This window comes from Streptomyces sp. NPDC059142, assembly GCF_042755665.1.
Classification (GTDB): Bacteria; Actinomycetota; Actinomycetes; order Streptomycetales; family Streptomycetaceae; genus Streptomyces.
Window position 1 is genome coordinate 38,819 of record NZ_JBHZDA010000007.1, and the last position, 19,410, is coordinate 58,228.

The following is a 19,410-nucleotide window of genomic DNA, read 5'->3' on the forward strand; positions in this document are numbered from 1 at the left end:
GGCGGGGGGGGGTGTGGGCAGTCGCGCGTTTGGGGTAGGGTAGTGATCCGGTATCTTGAGGGCCGCCGGGGTGCTGTGGGTTGGGGGGCGGCCGTCGTACGGTGCGGGGCCGGTCAGTGCCCACCGGTGAGTTCGCCGCTGAGCCTGGTGTGCAGACGGGTGCCCGCCTGATCGAGTCCGGTGATCTCGACGGTCTTGCCGCGCTGGGCGTACTTGCTCTCCACGGTGTCGAGCACGGCGACCGAGGAGGCGTCCCAGACACGGGCGTCGGAGAGGTCGATGACGATCCGGTCGGGGTCGCCGGCGTAGTCGAACCGGCCGGCCAGGTCGTCGGAGGAGGCGAAGAACAGCTCCCCGGTCACCCGGTAGACGGCGGCGCCGTCGGTGCCGGTGGCGGCCGTGACCGTGGTGCGGTGGGCGACCCGCCGGGCGAAGACGGCCAGGGCGGTGACGGATCCGACGACGACACCGACGGCGAGGTTGTGGGTGGCGACCACGCACACGACGGTGACAGCCATGACGGCGATCTCACCGGCCGGCATCCGCCGCAGCGTCCCCGGGGCGATCGAGTGCCAGTCGAAGGTCGCGAACGACACCATGACCATGACGGCCACCAGGGCCGCCATCGGGATGTCGGAGACGACCGGACCGAACACGACGCACAGCACCATGAGGAACGCGCCGGCCAGGAAGGTCGACAGCCGGGTACGGGCCCCGGAAACCTTCACGTTGATCATCGTCTGGCCGATCATGGCGCAGCCGCCCATGCCGCCGAAGAATCCGGTGACGATGTTGGCGATGCCCTGACCGACGGACTCACGGGTCTTGTTCGAGCGGGTGTCGGTGATGTCGTCGACCAGCTTCGCGGTCATCAGCGACTCCATCAGACCGACGAGCGCCATGGCGAGGGCGTACGGGGCGACGGTCACCAGGGTGTCGAGGGTGAACGGCACGTCGGGGAGGCCCGGCACCGGCAGCGCGGAGGGCAGGGCGCCCTTGTCGCCGACGGTGGGTACGGCGATCCCGGCGGCCAGTGTGATCACGGTGAGGACGACGATCGAGACGAGCGGAGCCGGGACCACGGTGGTGACCCTGGGGAAGAACACCATGAGGGCGAGGCCCCCGGCGATCAGCGGGTACACGGCCCACGGCACGTTCCGCATCTCGGGCACCTGCGCCATGAAGATCAGGACGGCGAGTGAGTTGACGAAGCCGACCATGACCGAGCGCGGGACGAACCGCATCAGTCTCGCCACCCCGAGCGCGCCCAGGATCACCTGGAGGACCCCGGCGAGGATGACGGCCGCGATCAGATGACCGAGCCCGTGCTCCCGGTTGAGCGGGGCGATCACCAGGGCCACGGCCCCGGTCGCCGCGGAGATCATCGCCCGTCGGCCGCCGACCACCGAGATGACCACGGCCATCGTGAACGAGGCGAACAGTCCGAGCACCGGATCGACCCCGGCGATGACCGAGAACGAGATCGCCTCGGGTATCAGCGCCAGCGCGACCACCAGGCCGGCCAGCACCTCCGTGCGCCACACCTTCGGATCGGTCAGCCAGTCGGGCTTCAGACCGCGCAGGCGCGCGGCCGGGGAGAGAGCGGAGGCGGAGGACACGGGAGAGGGAACCTGTCGTCTCGGGCACGCCCAACGGCGGGCCGGGGCCTACGGGAGGACGCGGAGAAGCCGGGTCGGCTCCCCGCGGGCGGCCCGGGGAGCGGGCCGGAGGTATCGGTCGGAGGGCGCGGCGCCGCGCCCGGAGTCCGGTTACGGAGGCGGGGCCTCACGGCGGGCAGGGGGCGGCGGCGGGCGTCCTGGGCTCGCGCACGCGGTTCTCCTGCAAGAATCGGATCTTCGCCAGGGGCGTGGTGGCCCCGACACGGCAGCGGCGGGAGCCCCCTGAAGGGCCCTCGCCGTCAGCAACTCTACCCTAACGTTAGGGTAGAGATCGGCGGGCGTCGCGCGGGCGCGGCTCCGCCGGGAGGACGAGGGCCCGGAGGAGCACAGGCGTGGACGGCAAGCACATGCAGATCGGCGAGGTCGCCGCGCGGACCGAGCTCTCCCTGCGCACGATCCGGCACTACGAGGAGACCGGCCTGGTCGTCCCCTCCGCCCGCTCCCAGGGCGGGTTCCGGCTCTACACGGAGAAGGACGTCGCCCGTCTGATGGTGATCCGCCGGATGAAGCCGCTCGGTTTCACCCTGGAGCAGATGGGCGATCTGCTGGACGCCACCGACCGGCTGGACGCCGACGGCGGGCTGCCCGAGGGGGAACACCGGGAACTGGTCGAGCGGGTCCGCGCCTTCGAGCAGGCCGCCGCCGAGCGCGTCGCCGATCTGCGCAAGCAGTTGGGCCGCGCCGAGGACTTCGCCGCCACTTTGCGCACACGGCTGGAGCGTGCCGCGGACACCCGGCCCTGACCCGGCCCTTCGCCGGTTCTTCACCTTCGGCCGGGCCGCCGCGGCCCGGCCGGAGCTGTCAGTCCCGCAGGTGGCGGCGTACGACCGGCCCCAGATAGTCCGCCCGGGGCCCGTCGAGGCCGGCCGGCCCGGCCTCGGAACGGATCAGGGCGATCCGCTCCAGCTCCGGCTCCCGGCCCAGGGCACGCTCCGCCGCCGCCATGGCCGCGAACCGTTCGTACAGCAGCGCGGCGGGGCGGCGCGGGGCACGGAAGTGGAAGCCGATACTTCCGTTCTCGCCACGGGTGACCAGCCAGAGGGTCAGCTCCTCGGAGGGCGCGCCGAGGCCCGTCTCCTCGACCAGCTCGCGGGCGGCGTGGCGCCGGAGCGCGGCCAGGTCGAGCGGTTCTCCGGGCGGTGGCGGTTCCATGGAGCCGCCGGGAAGCTGGAGCCGGCCGGGAGAGGCAGTCCACGGCGCCATCCGGCCCACCATCAGCCGTCCGTCGTCCGCCGCCTGGACGACACAGACGAAGACGGAGGAGACCCGGGGCGCGCCCGGGATCCGGCGCAGGACACGGCGGCGGTACGTCGACCGCGCCCAGGTGAGGACCAGGCCGTCCGGCCCGTCCCGGTCCAGCCCCGCGCCCGCCACCGTGGGACCGTCGAAGAGGTGCGGGTTGGCCAGGACCGCCTCGGCCCAGCGCTCGTCCATGGCCAGCCGTTCGGCCGCCGACAGGACGGGCAGGACGGTTTCGACGCAGCGCAGCCGGCCCGGTTCGAAGAGCTCCGGGGTGCGCTGCGAGATCATTCCCAGACCGCGATGTTGCGCCGTACCGGGATCGCGCCCGAGTCCGTGGCGAAGAGTTCGGGCGAGCGGGCCCGGATGCGTTCGACGTCGTCGAAGACGGCGCGCAGGTGGGTGCGCATGGCGGTGCGGGCCAGGGAGACGTCCCCGGCGAGCACCGCTTCGAAGATCTCGACGTGCTGGGTGGCGAAGCCGGCCGGTGAGGCGGTGTCGTAGAGGCCCAGACGGCGCGCGCGGTCGAGGTGGCCCTTGGCCGAGACCACGGTGGCCCAGGCGCTGCCGTGCCCGCTCAGCCGCAGGATGGCCTGGTGGAACGCCTCGTCGAGCTCGAAGAACTCCTCCAGGGCGAGGCCGGGGCGCTGCTGCTCGGCCAGGTTCTCGCGCAGGACGTCGACGAGTTGCGGGTCGAGTTCCGCCGGGAGGTCGTCCAGGGAGGCCAGTTCGACGGCCTCCCTGAGGAACTGGGCGTCGGCCACCTTGGCCGGGTCGACGCGTGAGACGAAGGACCCCACCTGCGGGAAGACCTGGACCAGACCCTCGTGGGAGAGCAGGATCAGACTCTCCCTGACGGGCGTGCGGCTGACTCCGAGGGAGGCCGCCAGCTCGTTCTCGGACAGCGCCGCTCCCGGGGGGAGCTCAAGGGTCAGCACCTTGTGCCGCAGCGTCTCGTAGACAGCGCGGCGACTGGTCCGCTGCCGGTTCGATCGGGCCATGCGCTCATCGTATCGGGCGCTGACACGGCCTGTGCCCGGTCGATGGCGCTGTGCCGTGACGAGGGTGTCGTCCGATGTGGCACGAGTATTGCATCACTGGCCGACCAGTGCTTGTATACCAGCCGTGTCGGCCAGTTGTCCGGGGTGTGAACCGGCGGGCCGGCCGCGTACGGACCTTCGAAGGAGCAGGACTGTGAGCACGACCCGAACCGCCGGGGTGTACGACGCCCTCGCACCGCGGATCCCGGCCGCCCCGCGCGTCACGGCGACGGGCCGGGCCATGGGCGCCTGACCCTGGTCCCCACCCCCGCCCATCCGCTTGCTCGCCCGCCTCGGCGGGAGCCCCGTACTCCCGCCACCCCTCCCCGACAGCACCCCCCAGCACTTCCCCGAACAACGGAGTTCCCATGACGGACACCGCTCGGACGGAGCCCACGGGCCCCGCGACGAGAACGACGCGTGATCTCACCAAGGCCGCCGTATCAGGCTGGCTGGGTACGGCGATGGAGTTCATGGACTTCCAGCTCTACTCGCTGGCGGCGGCCATCGTCTTCAACAAGATCTTCTTCCCCGATGTCAGCCCGGCGATCGGTCTGATCGCCGCCATGGCGACCTACGGCGTCGGCTACGTCGCCCGGCTCGCCGGAGCCGTCTACTTCGGGCGGATGGGCGACCGGATCGGGCGCAAGAAGGTCCTGTTCCTCACCATCCTGCTGATGGGCGCCTCGACCACGCTGATCGGCGCCCTGCCGACCTACGCGCAGATCGGAATCCTCGCCCCGATCCTGCTGGTCGCCCTGCGGCTCGTCCAGGGCTTCGGGGCCGGCGCCGAGATCGCCGGGGCCACCGTCATGCTCGCCGAGTACGCCCCCGCCAGACGCCGGGGCCTGGTCTCCTCGCTGGTGTCGCTCGGCACCAACTCCGGCACCCTGGCCGCGTCCGGGCTGTGGGCGATCCTGCTCGGCGTGCTCAGCGAGGAGCAGCTCCTCTCGTGGGGCTGGCGCCTCCCCTTCCTGCTGAGCTTCCTGCTGATGATCTTCGCGGTGTGGCTGCGCGGCAACCTCAAGGAAAGCCCGGTGTTCGAGGAGCGGCCCGACGTGGTGGACGGCGTCGCCATGACCCGTACCGAGGTCGAGTCCGCCCTGGTCGACTCCTCGCTGGACCGGAAGCAGGAGGGAGTCCTGGAGGCCGGGATCCGCCAGCGCAAGGGCAAGGCGTTCTTCCTCGCCCTCGGGCTGCGGTTCGGTCAGGCGGGCAACTCGGGGCTGATCCAGACCTTCCTCGTCGGCTACATCGCCACGACGCTGCACGCCGAACGCTCGGTGCCGACCGACGCGATCGTGTACGGCTCGCTGCTGGGCTTCCTGACCGTGCCGCTGGTCGGGCTGCTCGGCGACCGCTTCGGACGCCGCCCGATGTACATCGCGCTCACCCTGCTGACGATGGCCTTCGCGTTCCCGATGATGCTGCTCATCACCTCGGGCACCACCTCGGCGCTGATGCTCGGCATGGTCGTCGGCCTCAACGTCGGTGTCCTCGGTCTGTTCTCGCTGGAGAGCGTCACGATGGCCGAACTGTTCGGCTCACGGACCCGCTTCACCCAGCTCGCCCTCTCCAAGGAGATCGGCGGCATCCTCGCCACCGCCATCGGTCCGGTCGTCGCGGCGACCCTCACCGCCGTCACCGGGAGCTGGTGGCCGATCGCCGCGATGCTCGTCGTCTACTCGCTGATCACCCTGGTGTCCGCGTACCTCGCCCCCGAGACCCGTGGGCGCGACCTGGTCCGGCTGGAGGACGCCGTATGAGGGCCGTCGTCGTCCACGGCGCGGGTGATCTGCGGATCGACGAGCGCCCCGATCCCGTACCGGGCGAGGGGGAGGTCCTGCTCGCCCTGGAGTGGGGCGGGATCTGCGGCTCCGACGTCGCCTACTGGAAGCACGGGGCGTCCGGGACCGCCGCGCTCTCGCATCCCCTGGTGCTCGGCCACGAGGTCGCCGGCCGGATCGCCGCGACCGGCAAGGGCGTGGACGGTGCCCGGATCGGCCAGGCGGTCACCGTGCACCCGGCCGAACCGGTCGGCAACGGTCCGCTGCCCGACCGGATCGCCGGACGCACCAACCTCCACCCGCGGATCCGGTACTTCGGCTCCGCGGCCTTCGACCCGCACACCGACGGCGGGTTCAGCGAGTACCGGGTGGTGCGCGCCGCCCAGATACGGCCGCTGCCCGACGGCGTGGACACCGAGCGCGGCGCCCTCGCGGAACCGCTCGCCGTGGCGCTGCACGCCGTGCACCGCGCCGGGGACATCCGGGGCAGGACGGTGCTGGTCAACGGCTGCGGCCCGATCGGGGCGCTGGTCGTCGCCGCGGCGCGGCACCGGGGCGCCGCCGCGGTGATCGCCTCCGACCTCTCCGCGGCCTCGCTCGCCGTCGCCCGCTCCATGGGCGCCGACGAGACCCGCGACCTCGGCTCCGGCGCCACGCTCCCCGACGATGTCGAGGTGGCCTTCGAGGCGTCCGGCGCCCCGGCGGCGCTCGGCCCCGTTCTGCGGGCCACGGCGCGCGGCGGCACGCTCGTCCAGGTAGGGAACCTGCCGGGCGCCGCCGTCTCCGCGGCCCTCGGCGACCTGGTCACCCGGGAGATCAACTGGGTCGGCTCGTACCGCTTCGTGGAGGAGATCGACGACGCGCTGCTGGCGATGCGGGACGGTCTGGACGTCTCCCCCGTGATCAGTCACCGCTTCGACCTCGACCGGGCCGGGGAGGCGTTGGCCGTCGCCGCGGATCGCGCGAGCGGCAGCAGCAAGGTGATGCTCAGACTCGGCGGAAACGGATGACCGGAGCATAATCGAGGGGGCGCGCCGCGGTGCGACCCCGCGCGGCCTCGGAGCGCGCCGGCCGGTCTCCTTCCGGCCGGTTCCCTTCTGCAGAAGCGGCGGCGCGATGACGGACGAAGTGAGTTCCCCCGGAACGCCCCGGGTCGAGGTGACCCCCGCGGCGGCCGAGTTGATCCGGCGGCTGCGGGCGGACCACGGGCCGTTGATGTTCCATCAGTCGGGCGGCTGTTGCGACGGCAGCGCGCCCATGTGCTACCTGGACGGCGAGTTCCGTACCGGCGGCTCCGACGTGCTGCTCCAGTCGCTGGAGGTCGAAGGCGTCGCCGAAGCCGTCCCGTTCTGGATGTCGGTGAGCCAGTACGAGGCGTGGCGCCACACCCGGCTCATCGTCGATGTGGTGGAGGGGCGCGGCAGCGGTTTCTCGCTGGAGGCACCCGAGGGGGTGCGCTTCCTGATCCGTTCGCGGCTGGCCGGGGCGTGAGCGCGCCGCGCCGCCCCGTCAGGGGTTGAGGCTGCTGACCACGCCGGCGGTGGTGGAGATCCCGTTGGCGATGGTCGGCGCCATGCTCGTACCCGCGAGGAAGAATCCGAGCAGGGCGCAGACCAGCGCGTGCGAGAACTTCAGCCCGCCGCTGCGCAGGAAGACCACCGCGAGGATCGCCAGAAGCAGCACCACTGAAATCGAAATGGCCATCGCCAAACCTCCTCCGCCGCACGGGAATCGCGGCTTTCGGCCGCCAGTGTGGCGGAGGAGGGGGCCGGTTCGGCCGACTGGCGTGTCCGCCGTACGGGTGGTTGACGCGGGGTTACGGACGCGCGGTACGCAGAAAGCGTTCGAGGCCGGCGAGGTCGTCCGTGTTGAGGTGGTCCACCCCGGCGGCGAGGAGTTCGGTCCAGAGGGCGTCCCGCGCGGGCCCCGGGGTGTCCGGGGTGGACCAGAAACGCAGCCGCTGCCCGTGTGCATGGGTGGTGTCCGCGATCCGGCGCAGCTCGGCGCGTTCGGCCGCGGGGATCGGTCCCACGCCCTGCCAGGTGAAACTCTGGGTCCAGTTGCCGCTGATGAGCGGTACGAAGGAGGCGGGCGCGGCGGTGCCGAGGTCGTCGAGCCGCCCGTCGTAGAAGGCGTACCGCACGCGCTGCGCCTCCATCGGTTCGCGGGCCGCGCGGTCGCCGGAGATGACCGGGGTGATCGCGCCGGGGCGTACCGAGCCGTGGGCGTAGGTGGTCAGCATCGGTCGGTAGCGGGTGAGTTGGCGGTGGAGTTCGGCGTAGGTGGCGGCGCCGTCCGTCTTGATGTCGATGAGCAGTTGCACCGGCCGGCGGTGACCGCGGTACACGGAGCCGCGGTGGGCGCGCACCCGGGCGGCGAGCGGGTCGAGGTAGAGCGAGGCGAGGGTGCGGGACGGGTCCAGCTCGGTGGCCTCGTGGGCGACCAGCAGTTCGCCGTCGACCAGGAAGATGTCGGCCTCGACGCTGGTGAATCCGTGCGCCAGCGCGTCGAGGAGCGGGCGCGGGTGCAGGTAGTCGTTGTGCGCGTGTGCGTGGCGCAGCGGACGGGGGGTGTGGCCGCCCCCGGACCTGGAGTCGGCCCGCGCGTACGCGGGGGCCGCGACGACCCCCGCGAGCGCGGCGGTGAGCGTGGCGACGGCTCTGCGGCGGGTGGTGAGGGCCATGATGCCTCCGGGGCGGGACGCGACGGGCACGGTCCTGGCGAGTATCGCCCTGTCAGGGGCGGATCAGGGCCGTGCCGCGCAGTGTTCGTCCGCCCGCCATCCGCGATTCAGCCATGTCCGGAGGGGGCTTTTCCGGGCGCCGCCGGGGTCACTCCGGTCCTGGCAGCTCCGTGAGTCCGGCCAGGCGCTCGCGGTGGAGGCCGGGTGAACCGAGCGCGCTCTCGTCGGACTTGGCTCGTTTGAGGTACAGGTGCGCGGGGTGCTCCCAGGTCATCCCGATCCCGCCGTGGAGCTGGACGCACTCCTCGGCGGCGTGGACGGCGACGCGCCCGCAGTACGCCTGGGCGACGGCCACGGCGAGCGGCGCCCCGGGGTCGCCGGTGGCCAGGGCGTCGGCGGCGTTGCGGGCGGCGGCACGGGCCGAGACGACCTCCAGCCAGAGCTGCGCCATACGGTGCTTGAGCGCCTGGAAGGAGCCGACGGGGCGGTTGAACTGGTGGCGTTCGCGGGTGTGCCGGACGGTCTCCTCCAGGCACCACGCGGCGATGCCGAGCTGTTCGGAGGCGAGCAGCCCGGCCCCGGCCAGCAGTCCGCGGCGTACGGCGCTCTCCGCCGTGGCCGCGTCGGCGATCCGGACGCCGCTGCCGGCCGCGACCGTGACGGTGGCGAGTGGGCGGGTCAGGTCGAGCGGTGTCAGCGGCTCGACGGTGACGGCGGGCGACGCGGTCTCGACGGCGTACAGGCCGTCGGCGCGCGGGACGAGCAGTACGTCGGCGCGTACGGCGTCGGCGACGGCGCTCACCGTGACCGCCGTCTCCTGCGCGTGCCCGGTTCCGGCCGGGTCCTCCGCGAAGGGGAGCGGGGCGTCGGGGGCGGTGGTGAGGGGCAGCGCGAGGACGGCGGTGCGAAGTCCGCTCGCCAACGCGGTGAGGAGCCCCGCGACATCCGTGGAGTCGGTGGACTCCCCGTCGCAGCCGAGCAGGGTCTCGGTCGCCACCACCGCGCTGGTGAGGTAGGGCGCGGGGGTGACGGCCCGGCCCAGTTCCTCCAGGACGACGGCGGCCTCGCGGTGGCTCGCGCCCTGGCCGCCCAGCTTCTCCGGGACGAGCAGACCCGCCGCGCCGATCCCGGCGGTGAGCGAGGTCCACAGGGCGGGATCGTAGGGGTCGCCGGACTCGGCGCGGGCGAGGGCGGCCGGGAGGTCGGCCCGGTCGGTGAGCAACGACCGTACGGCGGAGCGCAGTTCTTCCTCGGTGTCCGAGTAGAGCAGGTCGGGGGCGGTCCCGGAGGGGCCGGCCGGTGCGGGCCGGGGAGCGGGGGCGGGCTGGGTGGTCACCGAGTCAGGTCCTTCCAGGGGACGTCCTTGTCGTTGCGCGGCTCCGAGGGCAGGCCCAGGACGCGTTCGGCGACGATGTTCAGCAGGATCTCGCTGGTGCCGCCCTCGATGGAGTTGCCCTTCGAGCGGAGGTAGCGGTATCCGGCGTCGCGCCCGGTGAAGTCGACCAGTTCGGGCCTGCGCAGGGTCCAGTCGGAGTACAACAGGCCCTCCTCGCCGAGGAGTTCCACCTCCAGGCCGCTGATCTCCTGGTTGAGCCGGGCGAAGGCGAGCTTCATCCCGCTGCCCTCGGGACCGGGTTGGCCCGCGACGAGCTGCTGGCGCAGCCGTTCGCCGGTGAGCCGGGCGACCTCGGCCTCCACCCAGAGGGTGAGCAGCCGCTGGTGCAGATCGTGGGTGCGCAGCTCCGGCCGCTCGCGCCAGGTGGCCGACACCGGGCCGATCATGCCGCCTTCGCGGGGCAGGCGGGCGCCGCCGATGGAGACCCGTTCGTTCATCAGGGTGGTCTGCGCGACCTTCCAGCCCTCGCCGATCGCGCCGAGCCGGTGGGCGTCGGGGATACGGACGTCGGTGAGGAAGACCTCGTTGAACTCCGCCTCGCCGGTGATCTGGCGCAGGGGCCGCACCTCGACGCCGGGGGCGGTCATGTCGCAGAGGAAGTAGCTGATGCCCTGGTGTTTGGGCAGGCCGGGGTCGGTGCGGGCGATGAGGATGGCCCAGCGGGCGAGATGGGCGCTGGACGTCCACACCTTCTGGCCGTTGACGATCCAGTCGCCGGAGTCCGGTGCGGCGCCCGCGGCGGCGTTCTCGCGCACGGCCCGGGTGGAGAGCGCCGCCAGGTCGGAGCCGGCTCCGGGTTCGCTGAAGAGCTGGCACCACACCTCCTCGCCGACCCACAGGGGCCGCAGGAAGCGCTCCTGTTGTGCGCGCGTGCCGTACCGCAGGATGGTCGGCGCGGCCATGCCGAGGCCGATGCCGATGCGCCGCGGATCGTTGTCGGGTGCGCCGGCGGCGGCGAGTTCGGCGTCCACGACGGCCTGGAGGGCGCGGGGCGCGTCGAGTCCGCCGAGCCCGGCCGGGTAGTGCACCCAGGCGAGTCCCGCGTCGAAGCGCGCGGTGAGGAATTCGGTGCGTCCGGTGGTGGCCGGCGGATGTTCGGCGAGCAGTTTCCGGGTACGGGAGCGGAGTTCGGCGGCGTCGTTCGTGGCGTCGGTCATCAGGAGGCACCCTCGGGCAGGACGACGATCCGGCCGGTGGTGGTGCCGTCGGCCACCCGCTGCACGGCGTCGGCGCCGCCCTTCATCGCGACGCGCTCGCTGATGAGCGGCCTGATCGCGCCCCGGGCCGCGAGCGCCGTCAGCTCCTCGTGGCAACGCTTCACCGACGCGGGGTCCTTGGCGTGGTAGAGCCCCCAATGGAGCCCCATGATGGTGTAGTTCTTCACCAGCGCGTGGTTGAGGGCGGGGCTCGGGATCGTCCCGCTCGCGAAGCCCACCACGACGATCCGGCCCTCGAAGGCGACGCTCCTGGCGGAGGCGGTGTACGCGTCGCCGCCCACCGGGTCGTAGACGACGTCCGCGCCCCGGCCGCCGGTGGCCTCCTTGACCGCCGCGACGATGTCGTCGGTACGGCGGTCGATCACCACGTCGCACCCCATCTCCTTGGCCACCGCGGTCTTGTTGCGTCCGCCGGCGACCCCGATGACGGTGGCCCCCGCCGCCTTGCCGAGCTGGACGGCGGCGCTGCCCACGCCACCGGCCGCGGCGTGCACGAGCAGGGTCTCCCCCGGCCGGATCGCGGCCCGGCGGTGCAGGGCGAACCAGCCCGTCTGATAGCCGATGTGCAGGGCGGCGGCCTCGGCGTCATCAAGGGTCTCCGGGGCGGGCAGCAGCGCGTCCTCGGCGGCCACGACGTACTCGGCCAGACCGCCGTGGGGCAGCTCGGGCGTGGCGATGACACGGCGGCCGTCCTCGGTCTCGCCGCAGATCTCCACGCCCGGGGTGAAGGGCAGCGGCGGCCGTACCTGGTACTGGCCCCGGCAGAGCAGGGCGTCCGGGAAGTTGATGTTCGCCGCCCTGACCCGCAGGCCGACCTGTCCGGCGCCCGGAACCGGCCGCTCCGTCTCCTCCAGCCGCATCACCTCCGCGGGCTCGCCGTTCCTGTGCACGCGCCATGCCAGCATTCGGGCCTCCACACACGGGGTCGGTACCACGTCCCTGGGCATACTAAGCGGTCGCTTGTGGCGCTGGGAACACCCGCTCAGGACGTCTTGGGCCGGGCCCGTACATGCATGCGCTCCCCCTGCGGACCGAAGAGGCTCAGGAACTCCACCGGCGCGTCCCCTGCCGGGCCGAACCAGTGCGGGACCCGCGTGTCGAACTCGGCCGCCTCCCCCGGGCCCATCACCATGTCGTGGTCGCCGAGCCGCAGCCGCAGCCGCCCGGAGAGGACGTACAGCCACTCGTACCCCTCATGGGTCCGCTGCTCGTCGTCGCAGTGGTCGGGGGAGCTCTCCGCCACCATCTTGTACGCCTGGAGGCCGCCCGGTTGACGGGTGAGCGGCAGCATCGTACGGCCGCCCCGCACGATCGGCTTGGAGCGGATCCGGGGGTCCCCCACCTCGGGCGCGCCGACCAGTTCGTCCAGCGGTACCCGGTGCGCGCGGGCGATGGGCAGCAGCAGTTCGAGACTGGGCCTGCGGCGCCCCGACTCCAGCCGGGACAGGGTGCTCACGGAGATGCCGGTGGCGGCGGACAGAGCGCCCAGGGTGGCCCCGCGCTCGCGCCTGATCCGGCGCAGCCGGGGTCCCACCTGGTCCAGCACGTCGTCGAGCGGAGAGTCTTCGTCCATCCGTACATTGCAGAAACAGCACAGCGGTTTGTCAATCCGGCACCGCTCGCCCGGAGCCGCTCACCTCTTCGCGGAGGCCCGGCGCGTCCTCACGGAGGTCCGGCGCCTCTTCACGGAGGCCCGGCGCGGCGCTCTCCGCCCGCTCGGGGAAGAGAGGGACGGGCCGGATCCTGCGCAGATACGCCTCCGCCTGCCAGATCGCCTCGCGGGCGGTGCGCTGCCCCATCAGGACGCAGAGCGTGTACGCCACATCCTCGAACCGTCTGCGGGTGGTCTCGTCCAGCGGTTCGGCGAGCACCAGCCGTTCCCAGGCCCGGTAGCGGGCCAGGAGATCGGCGACCAGATGTCTGTCGGGCAGCAGCATGTCCACCACCTCCGCTTCCGCGGGACCGCGCCACGCGGGCAGCGTCGCACGGTCCCCTGTCCCCCATTCTCCCCCCGGCACGGCGCGTCCGCGCGACGAGCCCCGCGCGCTCAGTCCTCGCCGCGCGCCAGGGTCAGCAGCCGGTCCAGGACACGGGGCCCGCCGGCGCGCACCCCGTCGTGCTCGAACTCGTCGGTGACCCAGGTGCGCAGGCCGCGGATCGCGCGCGCCGTGCGCAGCGAGTGCTCCGTGTCGACGTACATGTCGTCGTGGTAGACGGCCGCGGCGACGGGCACCTCGTTGGCGGCGAGCCGGGCCGTGTCGTACAAGGCGGGCCAGTCGGTGCGGGCGGCGAACAGCTCCGCGGTCTCCCGCAGGGGGCGCAGCGCCGGGTCGTTGTCGAAGTGCCAGGGGTGGACGGACTCGCCGGTGAAGTAGAGCGGGCCCTCCCCGGCGAGGGTCTTGGCGGCGTCGAACCGGGCGAACTCGCCCTGTACCCGCTCGGCGGCCCAGTCGGTGGCCCGGCCGCCCTGCGCGTAGATCGCCTCGTGGACCAGGGCGTACAGCGGGTGTCCCGCGAAGGAGAGCGAGGAGGCCACGTTCTCCTGGAAGGCGTCGGAGAGGGCGGGGCCCTTGGGCGTACGGACGAAGGCGTTCTCCAGCAGGTAGTGGAGCTGATGGCTGCCGTCGCCGGCGCCGAGCACGATGCCGAGGGACTGGAACGCCTCGGGCGTGAGGGTGTAACCGCCGGGCAGGACGGGCCGGTGCTCGGCCACGTACCGCGCGACGGCGCGGGCCCGCTCGATGTCCTGGGGGTAACGCGCGTAGTGCGCCTCCACCTTGCGCGCGATCCGCGGGTACGCGGCGCGGTAGACCTCGTCCGCGGTGGCGTCCAGGGACGGCAGTCCGCCGGTGATCAGTACGGTGTCCAGGCCCTCGGGCGCGGCGCAGAGGTAGTGCGTGGCGCAGAAGCCGCCGAAGCTCTGGCCCAGTACGGTCCAGGGCGCGCCGCCGGTGAGCAGGGGGCGGATGGTCTCGCAGTCGCGGACGATGGAGTCGGCGCGGAAGTGGGCGAGGTGGTCGGCCTGTTGCCGGGGGCCGCCGTGGAGCGGGAGGGTCTGCCGGTTGACGGGCGTGGAGAGGCCGGTGCCGCGCTGGTCGAGCAGGAGCACCCGGAACTCCTGGAGGGCGCGGCCGAGCCATGCCTGTCTGCCGACGAACCGGCGGGCGCCGAAGCCGGGTCCGCCCTCCAGGTACAGCAGCCAGGGCAGGTCCGCGCCGGCCCGCGCGCTCGACACGACCTCGCGTGCGAACAGTTCGATCCGCTCGCCCCCGGGATCGCCGTGGTCCAGCGGGACCGTGAAGCGGTGGTCGGTGAGGACGACGCCGGGCTGACGGTAGCTGGTCAAGGTGGCTCCTGTTCTCGATCGCCCCCGTGCGGGGCGGTCTCACACCGCCGGGGGCAGGCACGCCGGACATTTCAGCACACGAATGACGGGCGTCCCGCCCCGCCCCGGTGGATACGGACCGGACACGGGGCGTGTTCAGCCGGGGACGGCCCCGGACGGTCGCGGCCCGGTGTGCGCGCGGCCCCGGCCGGTCCTACGTTGAGGACATGATCCGGTTCGAGCAGGTCGGCAAGGTCTACCCGGACGGTACGGCCGCCGTGGACGACCTGTCCTTCGAGGTGCGCGAGGGTGAGCTGGTGACGCTGGTGGGGCCCTCGGGGTGCGGCAAGACGACCACGATGATGATGGTGAACCGGCTGATCGAGCCGACCTCGGGGCGGATCTTCGTCGAGGGCCGGGACATCTCCGGGGTCGACCCGGTCGCGCTGCGCCGCCGGATCGGTTACGTCATCCAGCAGGTCGGGCTCTTCCCGCACCGTACGGTGCTCGACAACACCGCGACCGTCCCCGCGCTGATCGGCTGGAAGAAGGCGCGGGCGCGCGAGCGGGCCGCGGAACTGCTCGACCTGGTGGGGCTCGACCCGGCGACGTACGGTCCGCGCTACCCCGCGCAGCTCTCCGGCGGGCAGCGCCAGCGGGTCGGGGTGGCGCGCGCCCTGGCCGCCGATCCGCCGGTACTGCTGATGGACGAGCCGTTCGGCGCGGTGGACCCGGTGGTGCGCGAGCGGTTGCAGAACGAGTTCCTGAAGCTCCAGGCGACGGTGCGCAAGACGGTGCTGCTGGTGACGCATGACATCGAGGAGGCGGTACGGATGGGCGACCGTATCGCGGTGTACGGGGAGGGGCGCATCGAGCAGTTCGACAGTCCCGGCGCGGTCCTGGGCACCCCGGCGACGCCGTACGTGGCCCGGTTCGTCGGCGCCGACCGCGGCCTCAAGCGGCTCTCGGTGACCACGGTCGAGCCGGCCGACCTGGAGCAGCCGCCGGTCGCCAGGACCGGTGAGCCCGCGCGGGACGCGGCGGCGCGGATGCGCGCGGAGGGGGCCCGCTGGGCGGTGGTGCTGAACGAGGACGGCGAGCTGCACGGCTGGATCGCGGCCGACGCGCCGGCCCGCGCGGGGGTGGCCGGCTCGGAGCCCGGTTCGGTGGGCGACCACGCCCGGCGGATGGAGGCGTGGGTGCCGCTCGGCTCGCCGCTGAAGCAGGCGTTCAGCGAGATGCTCCAGCACGACGCGGGGTGGGTGGCGGTGCTGGACGGGGCGCGCTTCGTGGGGGTGCTGACCCCGGCGAAGCTCCACGAGGCGCTGCGCCGCTCGGTGGACGCGGACGCGCAGGGCATCGGGCGGGGCGAGGTCGACTTCGACTCGGTCTCGGACGCCTAGGGCCGTTCCCGACCCGGTCTCGCACGCCCGGTGTCGACCTCGCCCCGGTCCCGGACGCCCGGGGTCGTTTCGTCCGGATCTCGGCGGGCCCCCGGTCGGCGGCGCGCGCTCGGCGGATTCGCGGTCTTCTACGGTTCGGCCTCCGGTCGTACCGTGTGATCGCCGTTGTCCCTGAGCGATTCAGCCGACCGAGGTGGTCCCGCATGCCCCAGCCCGATCTCCCCCTCGACCAGCTCCGTACCTACCGGAGCACGTCCGAGGAGCCCGAGGACTTCGACCAGTTCTGGGCGAAGACCCTCGCCGAGGCACGCGGCCACGCCCTCGACGTACGGTTCGAACCGGTCGCCACCGGACTGACGACGCTGGACGTCCTCGACGTGACCTTCGCCGGGTTCGGCGGCCATCCGGTCAAGGGCTGGCTGGTGCTGCCCGCGTCCGCCCATGAGCCGCTCCCGGTGGTGGTGGAGTACGTCGGGTACGGCGGCGGGCGCGGTCTGCCGCACAGCCATCTGCTCTGGGGTTCGGCCGGGTTCGCGCACTTCGTGATGGACACCCGGGGGCAGGGGGCCGGCTGGAACGGCGGCGACACCCCCGACCCGGTGGGCAGCGCCTCCTCCTACCCCGGCTTCCTGACCCGGGGCGTCGAGGACCCGCACGACTACTACTACCGGCGGCTGTTCACCGACGCGGTTCGCGCCGTCGAGGCCGCGCGGGCGCACCCGCTGGTCGACGCCGGGCGCACGGCGGTGGTCGGCGCCAGCCAGGGCGGCGGGATCGCCCTGGCGGCGGCCGGTCTGATACCGGATCTGGTGGCGGTGGCGCCGGACGTGCCGTTCCTCTGCGACTTCCCCCGGGCGACGACCATCAGCGCCCGTCATCCGTACCGCGAGGTGGGTCTCTATCTGAAGACCTACCGGGGCCGTACGGAGCGGGTGTGGCGGACGCTCGGCTACTTCGACGGGGTGCACTTCGCGGCGCGCGGCAGCGCCCCCGCGCTGTTCTCGGTGGCCCTGGAGGACGAGACCTGCCCGCCGTCGACGGTGTTCGGGGCCTTCAACGCGTACGCCCATGAGGACAAGGCGATCGAGGTGTACGACTTCAACGACCACGAGGGCGGCGGCGCGTACCAGCAGGCCGCCCAACTGTCCTGGCTGCCGGAGCGGTTGACGGGCGGCCGGCGCGCGGGCTGACGCGGCGGCGGGGCGCCCCGGCCGGCCGGCAGCAGGCCCCGTGACTCCAGATAGCCCCTGGCGACGTCCTCGGGCAGCCGCCGCCAGCCGTCCACCCGCTGGTTCAGCGCGGCCAGGTCCGCGGTCGTCAGTACGGTGTTCAGCCGGTCCAGGGCTTCGGTGACCCCTTTGGCGCCGGCCCTGGCCCGGTTGACGACGGGCACGATGTTGTCGGCGTTCTGGAGGTGCTTGTCGTCCGCGAGCAGCACCAGACCGAACTGGCCGAGCGTCGCGTCGGTGGTCGTGGTGAGCACCATCTGGTCCTGGCCCCGCTGGACGGCCTGTTTGGCCGGTGTGGTGCCGACGCCCTTGGGGTCGATGCCGGTGATGTCGATCCCGTACGTCTTCCTCAGCCCCGGCGCGCAGTACGGGCGCCGTACGCACTCGTCCCCGGCGGCGAGCCGTACCGGCAGCCCGGAGCGGCCCAGGTCGCTCAGGGTCCTGAGGTGGTGTTTCCCGGCGTAGCCGGCGGCGACCGCGAAGGCGTTCTGGTCGACCGCCCGGCCGGGGTCGAGGACGGTGAGCCCGCGCGCCGAGGCGAGGGTGCGCAGCGCCTTCATGGTGGTGGCGAGGTCGGGCGAGCCGACCGGCCGGGCGTCGGGGCCGTGGGCCTTGGCGTTCAGCCAGTCGGCGAAGGTCGCCGCGTACTCCGGTACGACGTCGATACGGCCGCTCTCCAGGGCCGGTTCGTACAGCTCGCGGTTGGTGACCGAGAGGATCCGGGTGTGGTACCCGGCCCGTTCCAGCAGGAGCGCGTACATCTGGGCCAGCAGGTCGCTCTCGGTGAAGCCCGCGGTCCCGATGGTGAGGTGCTTGCTGTCGCCGGGCGGGGCGGTGACGGCTTCGCGGTTCTCCAGGGACGGTCCCGTGGTGCAGGTGGCGGTCGCCAGGAGCAGGACGCCGCAGACGGCGGCGGTACGCAGCGGCCTCATCCCGCGCCGCCCCTCACCCACCGAGGTCCCAGCCGCAGCGCCACCTCGAACGCCCCCTCCACCAGCAGCGCGAGCACGGCGACCAGGAAGGCGCCCGCCACCACCTGGGCCGTGTCGGCGAGGTTGAACCCGGCGGTGATGATCCGGCCGAGTCCGCCGCCGCCGATCAGGGCGGCCAGCGTGGCGGTCGCCACGAGCTGGACGGCGGCGATCCGTACGCCGGTGAGGATCAGCGGCAGCGCGAGCGGCACCTCGACCCGGCCCAGGCACTGGCGCGCGGTCATCCCCATGCCCCGGGCGGCCCTGACGACATCGGGGTCGACGCCCCGCATCCCCACGTAGGCGTTGGTGAGCAGGGGCGGGATCGCGAAGAGGACCAGCGCGATGACCGTCGGCCACTGTCCGTACGCGCCGAGGGGGGTGAGGAGCAGCAGGACCAGGACGGCGAAGGTGGGGACGGCGCGGCCCGCGTTGGAGAGGTTGACGGCGAGGGCGCCCCCCTTGCCGAGGTGGCCGAGGACCAGGGCGACGGGCAGGGCGAGCGCGCAGCTCAGGGCGAGGCAGACGACGGTGAGGTAGAGGTGTTCGGCGAGCCGGTTGGCGATGCCGTCGGTGCCCGGCCAGTGGGCGGGGCTGATGAGCCAGGCCCAGGCGGCGGTGAGGGTGTTCACGCGGGGGCCCGGCGGGTCCAGGGGGTGAGCCGGCGCTGGAGGAGCAGGAGCGCCAGGTCGGCGGCGACGGCGATGACGACGCACAGGACGGAGGCGGTGAGCACCTGCGCCTTGAAGAAGGTGTTCATCCCGGCGTAGATGAGGTTGCCGAGTCCGCCGTGTCCGACGATGGCGCCGATGGTGACGAGGGAGACGGCGGAGACGGTCGCGATGCGCAGCCCGGCCAGCGCGGCGGGCAGGGCGAGCGGCAGTTCGACGGTGAGCAGCAGCCGCAGCGGCCCGTATCCCATGCCGCGGGCGGCCTGCCGGGTCTCCTCGGGGACGCCGCGCAGTCCGGCGAGGATGTTCCGTACGAGCAGGGTCAGCGAGTAGAGCACGAGCCCGGCGACGACGAGCGAGGCGGACAGTCCGTAGACCGGCAGCAGCAGCGAGAACATGGCGAGCGACGGGATGGTGTAGAGGACCGTCGTGACGCCGAGCACGGGGGCCGCCGCCGTCTTCCAGCGCCGGGCCGCGAGCGCGAGGGGCACGGCGATGACCAGGCCGATCAGGACGGCGGCGAAGGTGAGCTGGAGGTGTTCGAGCACCGCGTCCCACAGGATCGTGCGCCTGCTGGAGAGATAGGCGCCGCAGATCCACTCGTTGCGCGCGAGGCAGTCGTCCGGAGGCGCGGTCACCCGTCCATTGCAGCGCCGCCGGGCGCCGGGCGCGCGCCGTGCTGGACCGTACGGGTGGACGCGGGGCGCCGGGGCGGAGCGCGCGGAACCGCCCCGTGACGGCCGCCCGGAAACCTCCGGTTCGATGGCGCA

At 73.0% G+C, this 19,410-nt stretch carries 19 protein-coding genes and 1 pseudogene; 6 read left to right on the forward strand and 14 right to left on the reverse strand.

From position 1 onward, the window contains the following. Positions 1-113 precede the first annotated feature (113 nt). Complete coding sequence (locus tag ACFXPK_RS04885; RefSeq protein ID WP_385071685.1) at positions 114-1,619, reverse strand: SulP family inorganic anion transporter; 1,506 nt, start codon at positions 1,617-1,619, stop codon at positions 114-116. Between the two features lie 392 nt (positions 1,620-2,011). Here ACFXPK_RS04885 and ACFXPK_RS04890 point away from each other — a divergent pair, with 392 nt between their 5' ends. Next, a complete protein-coding gene (locus ACFXPK_RS04890) occupies positions 2,012-2,422 on the forward strand; it encodes a MerR family transcriptional regulator (protein WP_385071688.1) in 411 nt (136 codons plus the stop codon). A 58-nt stretch (positions 2,423-2,480) separates the two neighbouring features. Here the strand turns inward: ACFXPK_RS04890 and ACFXPK_RS04895 are convergent, their stop codons facing one another. Continuing rightward, a complete protein-coding gene (locus ACFXPK_RS04895; RefSeq protein ID WP_385071691.1) occupies positions 2,481-3,209 on the reverse strand; it encodes an NUDIX hydrolase in 729 nt (242 codons plus the stop codon). Further along, entirely contained in the window at positions 3,206-3,919 is a 714-nt protein-coding gene (locus ACFXPK_RS04900; RefSeq protein WP_385071694.1) for a GntR family transcriptional regulator, read from the reverse strand. Before ACFXPK_RS04900 ends, ACFXPK_RS04895 begins: the two co-directional genes overlap by 4 nt. Positions 3,920-4,326: 407 nt before the next feature. Here ACFXPK_RS04900 and ACFXPK_RS04905 point away from each other — a divergent pair, with 407 nt between their 5' ends. The 3 genes from ACFXPK_RS04905 (at position 4,327) to ACFXPK_RS04915 (ending at position 7,236) form a co-directional block, all read left to right on the forward strand. Continuing rightward, complete coding sequence (locus tag ACFXPK_RS04905; RefSeq protein WP_385071697.1) at positions 4,327-5,724, forward strand: MFS transporter; 1,398 nt, start codon at positions 4,327-4,329, stop codon at positions 5,722-5,724. Next, positions 5,721-6,755 (forward strand): L-idonate 5-dehydrogenase, encoded by a 1,035-nt coding sequence (locus tag ACFXPK_RS04910; protein WP_385071700.1) that lies wholly within the window; start codon positions 5,721-5,723, stop codon positions 6,753-6,755. The genes ACFXPK_RS04905 and ACFXPK_RS04910 overlap by 4 nt, the downstream gene beginning before the upstream one ends. A 106-nt stretch (positions 6,756-6,861) precedes the next feature. Then, complete coding sequence (locus tag ACFXPK_RS04915; RefSeq protein ID WP_384997802.1) at positions 6,862-7,236, forward strand: DUF779 domain-containing protein; 375 nt, start codon at positions 6,862-6,864, stop codon at positions 7,234-7,236. Between the two features lie 18 nt (positions 7,237-7,254). Here the strand turns inward: ACFXPK_RS04915 and ACFXPK_RS04920 are convergent, their stop codons facing one another. From ACFXPK_RS04920 to ACFXPK_RS04955, 8 genes are all read right to left on the reverse strand, one after another. Beyond that, complete coding sequence (locus ACFXPK_RS04920) at positions 7,255-7,449, reverse strand: hypothetical protein (RefSeq protein ID WP_365816244.1); 195 nt, start codon at positions 7,447-7,449, stop codon at positions 7,255-7,257. A gap of 112 nt (positions 7,450-7,561) precedes the next feature. Beyond that, a complete protein-coding gene (locus ACFXPK_RS04925; protein WP_385071703.1) occupies positions 7,562-8,428 on the reverse strand; it encodes a phosphatidylinositol-specific phospholipase C/glycerophosphodiester phosphodiesterase family protein in 867 nt (288 codons plus the stop codon). A 148-nt stretch (positions 8,429-8,576) separates the two neighbouring features. Further along, a complete protein-coding gene (locus tag ACFXPK_RS04930) occupies positions 8,577-9,764 on the reverse strand; it encodes an acyl-CoA dehydrogenase family protein (protein WP_384997807.1) in 1,188 nt (395 codons plus the stop codon). After that, positions 9,761-10,981 (reverse strand): acyl-CoA dehydrogenase family protein, encoded by a 1,221-nt coding sequence (locus tag ACFXPK_RS04935; protein ID WP_385071706.1) that lies wholly within the window; start codon positions 10,979-10,981, stop codon positions 9,761-9,763. The genes ACFXPK_RS04930 and ACFXPK_RS04935 overlap by 4 nt, the downstream gene beginning before the upstream one ends. Further along, complete coding sequence (locus tag ACFXPK_RS04940) at positions 10,981-11,946, reverse strand: NADPH:quinone oxidoreductase family protein (protein WP_385071708.1); 966 nt, start codon at positions 11,944-11,946, stop codon at positions 10,981-10,983. Before ACFXPK_RS04940 ends, ACFXPK_RS04935 begins: the two co-directional genes overlap by 1 nt. Positions 11,947-12,023: 77 nt before the next feature. After that, positions 12,024-12,614, reverse strand: coding sequence for a helix-turn-helix domain-containing protein (locus ACFXPK_RS04945; RefSeq protein WP_384997813.1), 591 nt, complete (start codon positions 12,612-12,614; stop codon positions 12,024-12,026). A 31-nt stretch (positions 12,615-12,645) separates the two neighbouring features. Then, positions 12,646-12,978, reverse strand: coding sequence for a DUF5133 domain-containing protein (locus ACFXPK_RS04950; protein ID WP_385071712.1), 333 nt, complete (start codon positions 12,976-12,978; stop codon positions 12,646-12,648). Positions 12,979-13,088: 110 nt separating this feature from the next. Beyond that, positions 13,089-14,387: an alpha/beta fold hydrolase gene (locus tag ACFXPK_RS04955; protein WP_385071715.1), complete on the reverse strand. Its 1,299-nt coding sequence runs from the start codon at positions 14,385-14,387 to the stop codon at positions 13,089-13,091. A 206-nt stretch (positions 14,388-14,593) separates the two neighbouring features. On the opposite strand from ACFXPK_RS04955, the gene ACFXPK_RS04960 reads away from it, so the two are divergent. Together ACFXPK_RS04960 and ACFXPK_RS04965 are read left to right on the forward strand one after the other, a co-directional pair. After that, positions 14,594-15,769 (forward strand): ABC transporter ATP-binding protein, encoded by a 1,176-nt coding sequence (locus tag ACFXPK_RS04960; protein WP_384997819.1) that lies wholly within the window; start codon positions 14,594-14,596, stop codon positions 15,767-15,769. 203 nt (positions 15,770-15,972) lie between these two features. Beyond that, positions 15,973-16,959, forward strand: a complete 987-nt coding sequence (locus tag ACFXPK_RS04965) for an acetylxylan esterase (protein ID WP_385071719.1) — start codon at positions 15,973-15,975, stop codon at positions 16,957-16,959. A 20-nt stretch (positions 16,960-16,979) separates the two neighbouring features. On the opposite strand, the pseudogene ACFXPK_RS04970 reads toward ACFXPK_RS04965, so the two are convergent. The 3 genes and pseudogenes from ACFXPK_RS04970 to ACFXPK_RS04980 form a co-directional block, all read right to left on the reverse strand. Then, positions 16,980-17,930, reverse strand: a pseudogene (locus ACFXPK_RS04970) (ABC transporter substrate-binding protein); the annotation flags it as partial. Next, complete coding sequence (locus tag ACFXPK_RS04975) at positions 17,927-18,601, reverse strand: ABC transporter permease (RefSeq protein WP_384997824.1); 675 nt, start codon at positions 18,599-18,601, stop codon at positions 17,927-17,929. The gene ACFXPK_RS04975 and the pseudogene ACFXPK_RS04970, both read right to left, overlap by 4 nt. Then, positions 18,598-19,278: an ABC transporter permease gene (locus tag ACFXPK_RS04980; protein ID WP_384997826.1), complete on the reverse strand. Its 681-nt coding sequence runs from the start codon at positions 19,276-19,278 to the stop codon at positions 18,598-18,600. Before ACFXPK_RS04980 ends, ACFXPK_RS04975 begins: the two co-directional genes overlap by 4 nt. Between the last annotated feature and the right edge of the window lie 132 nt (positions 19,279-19,410).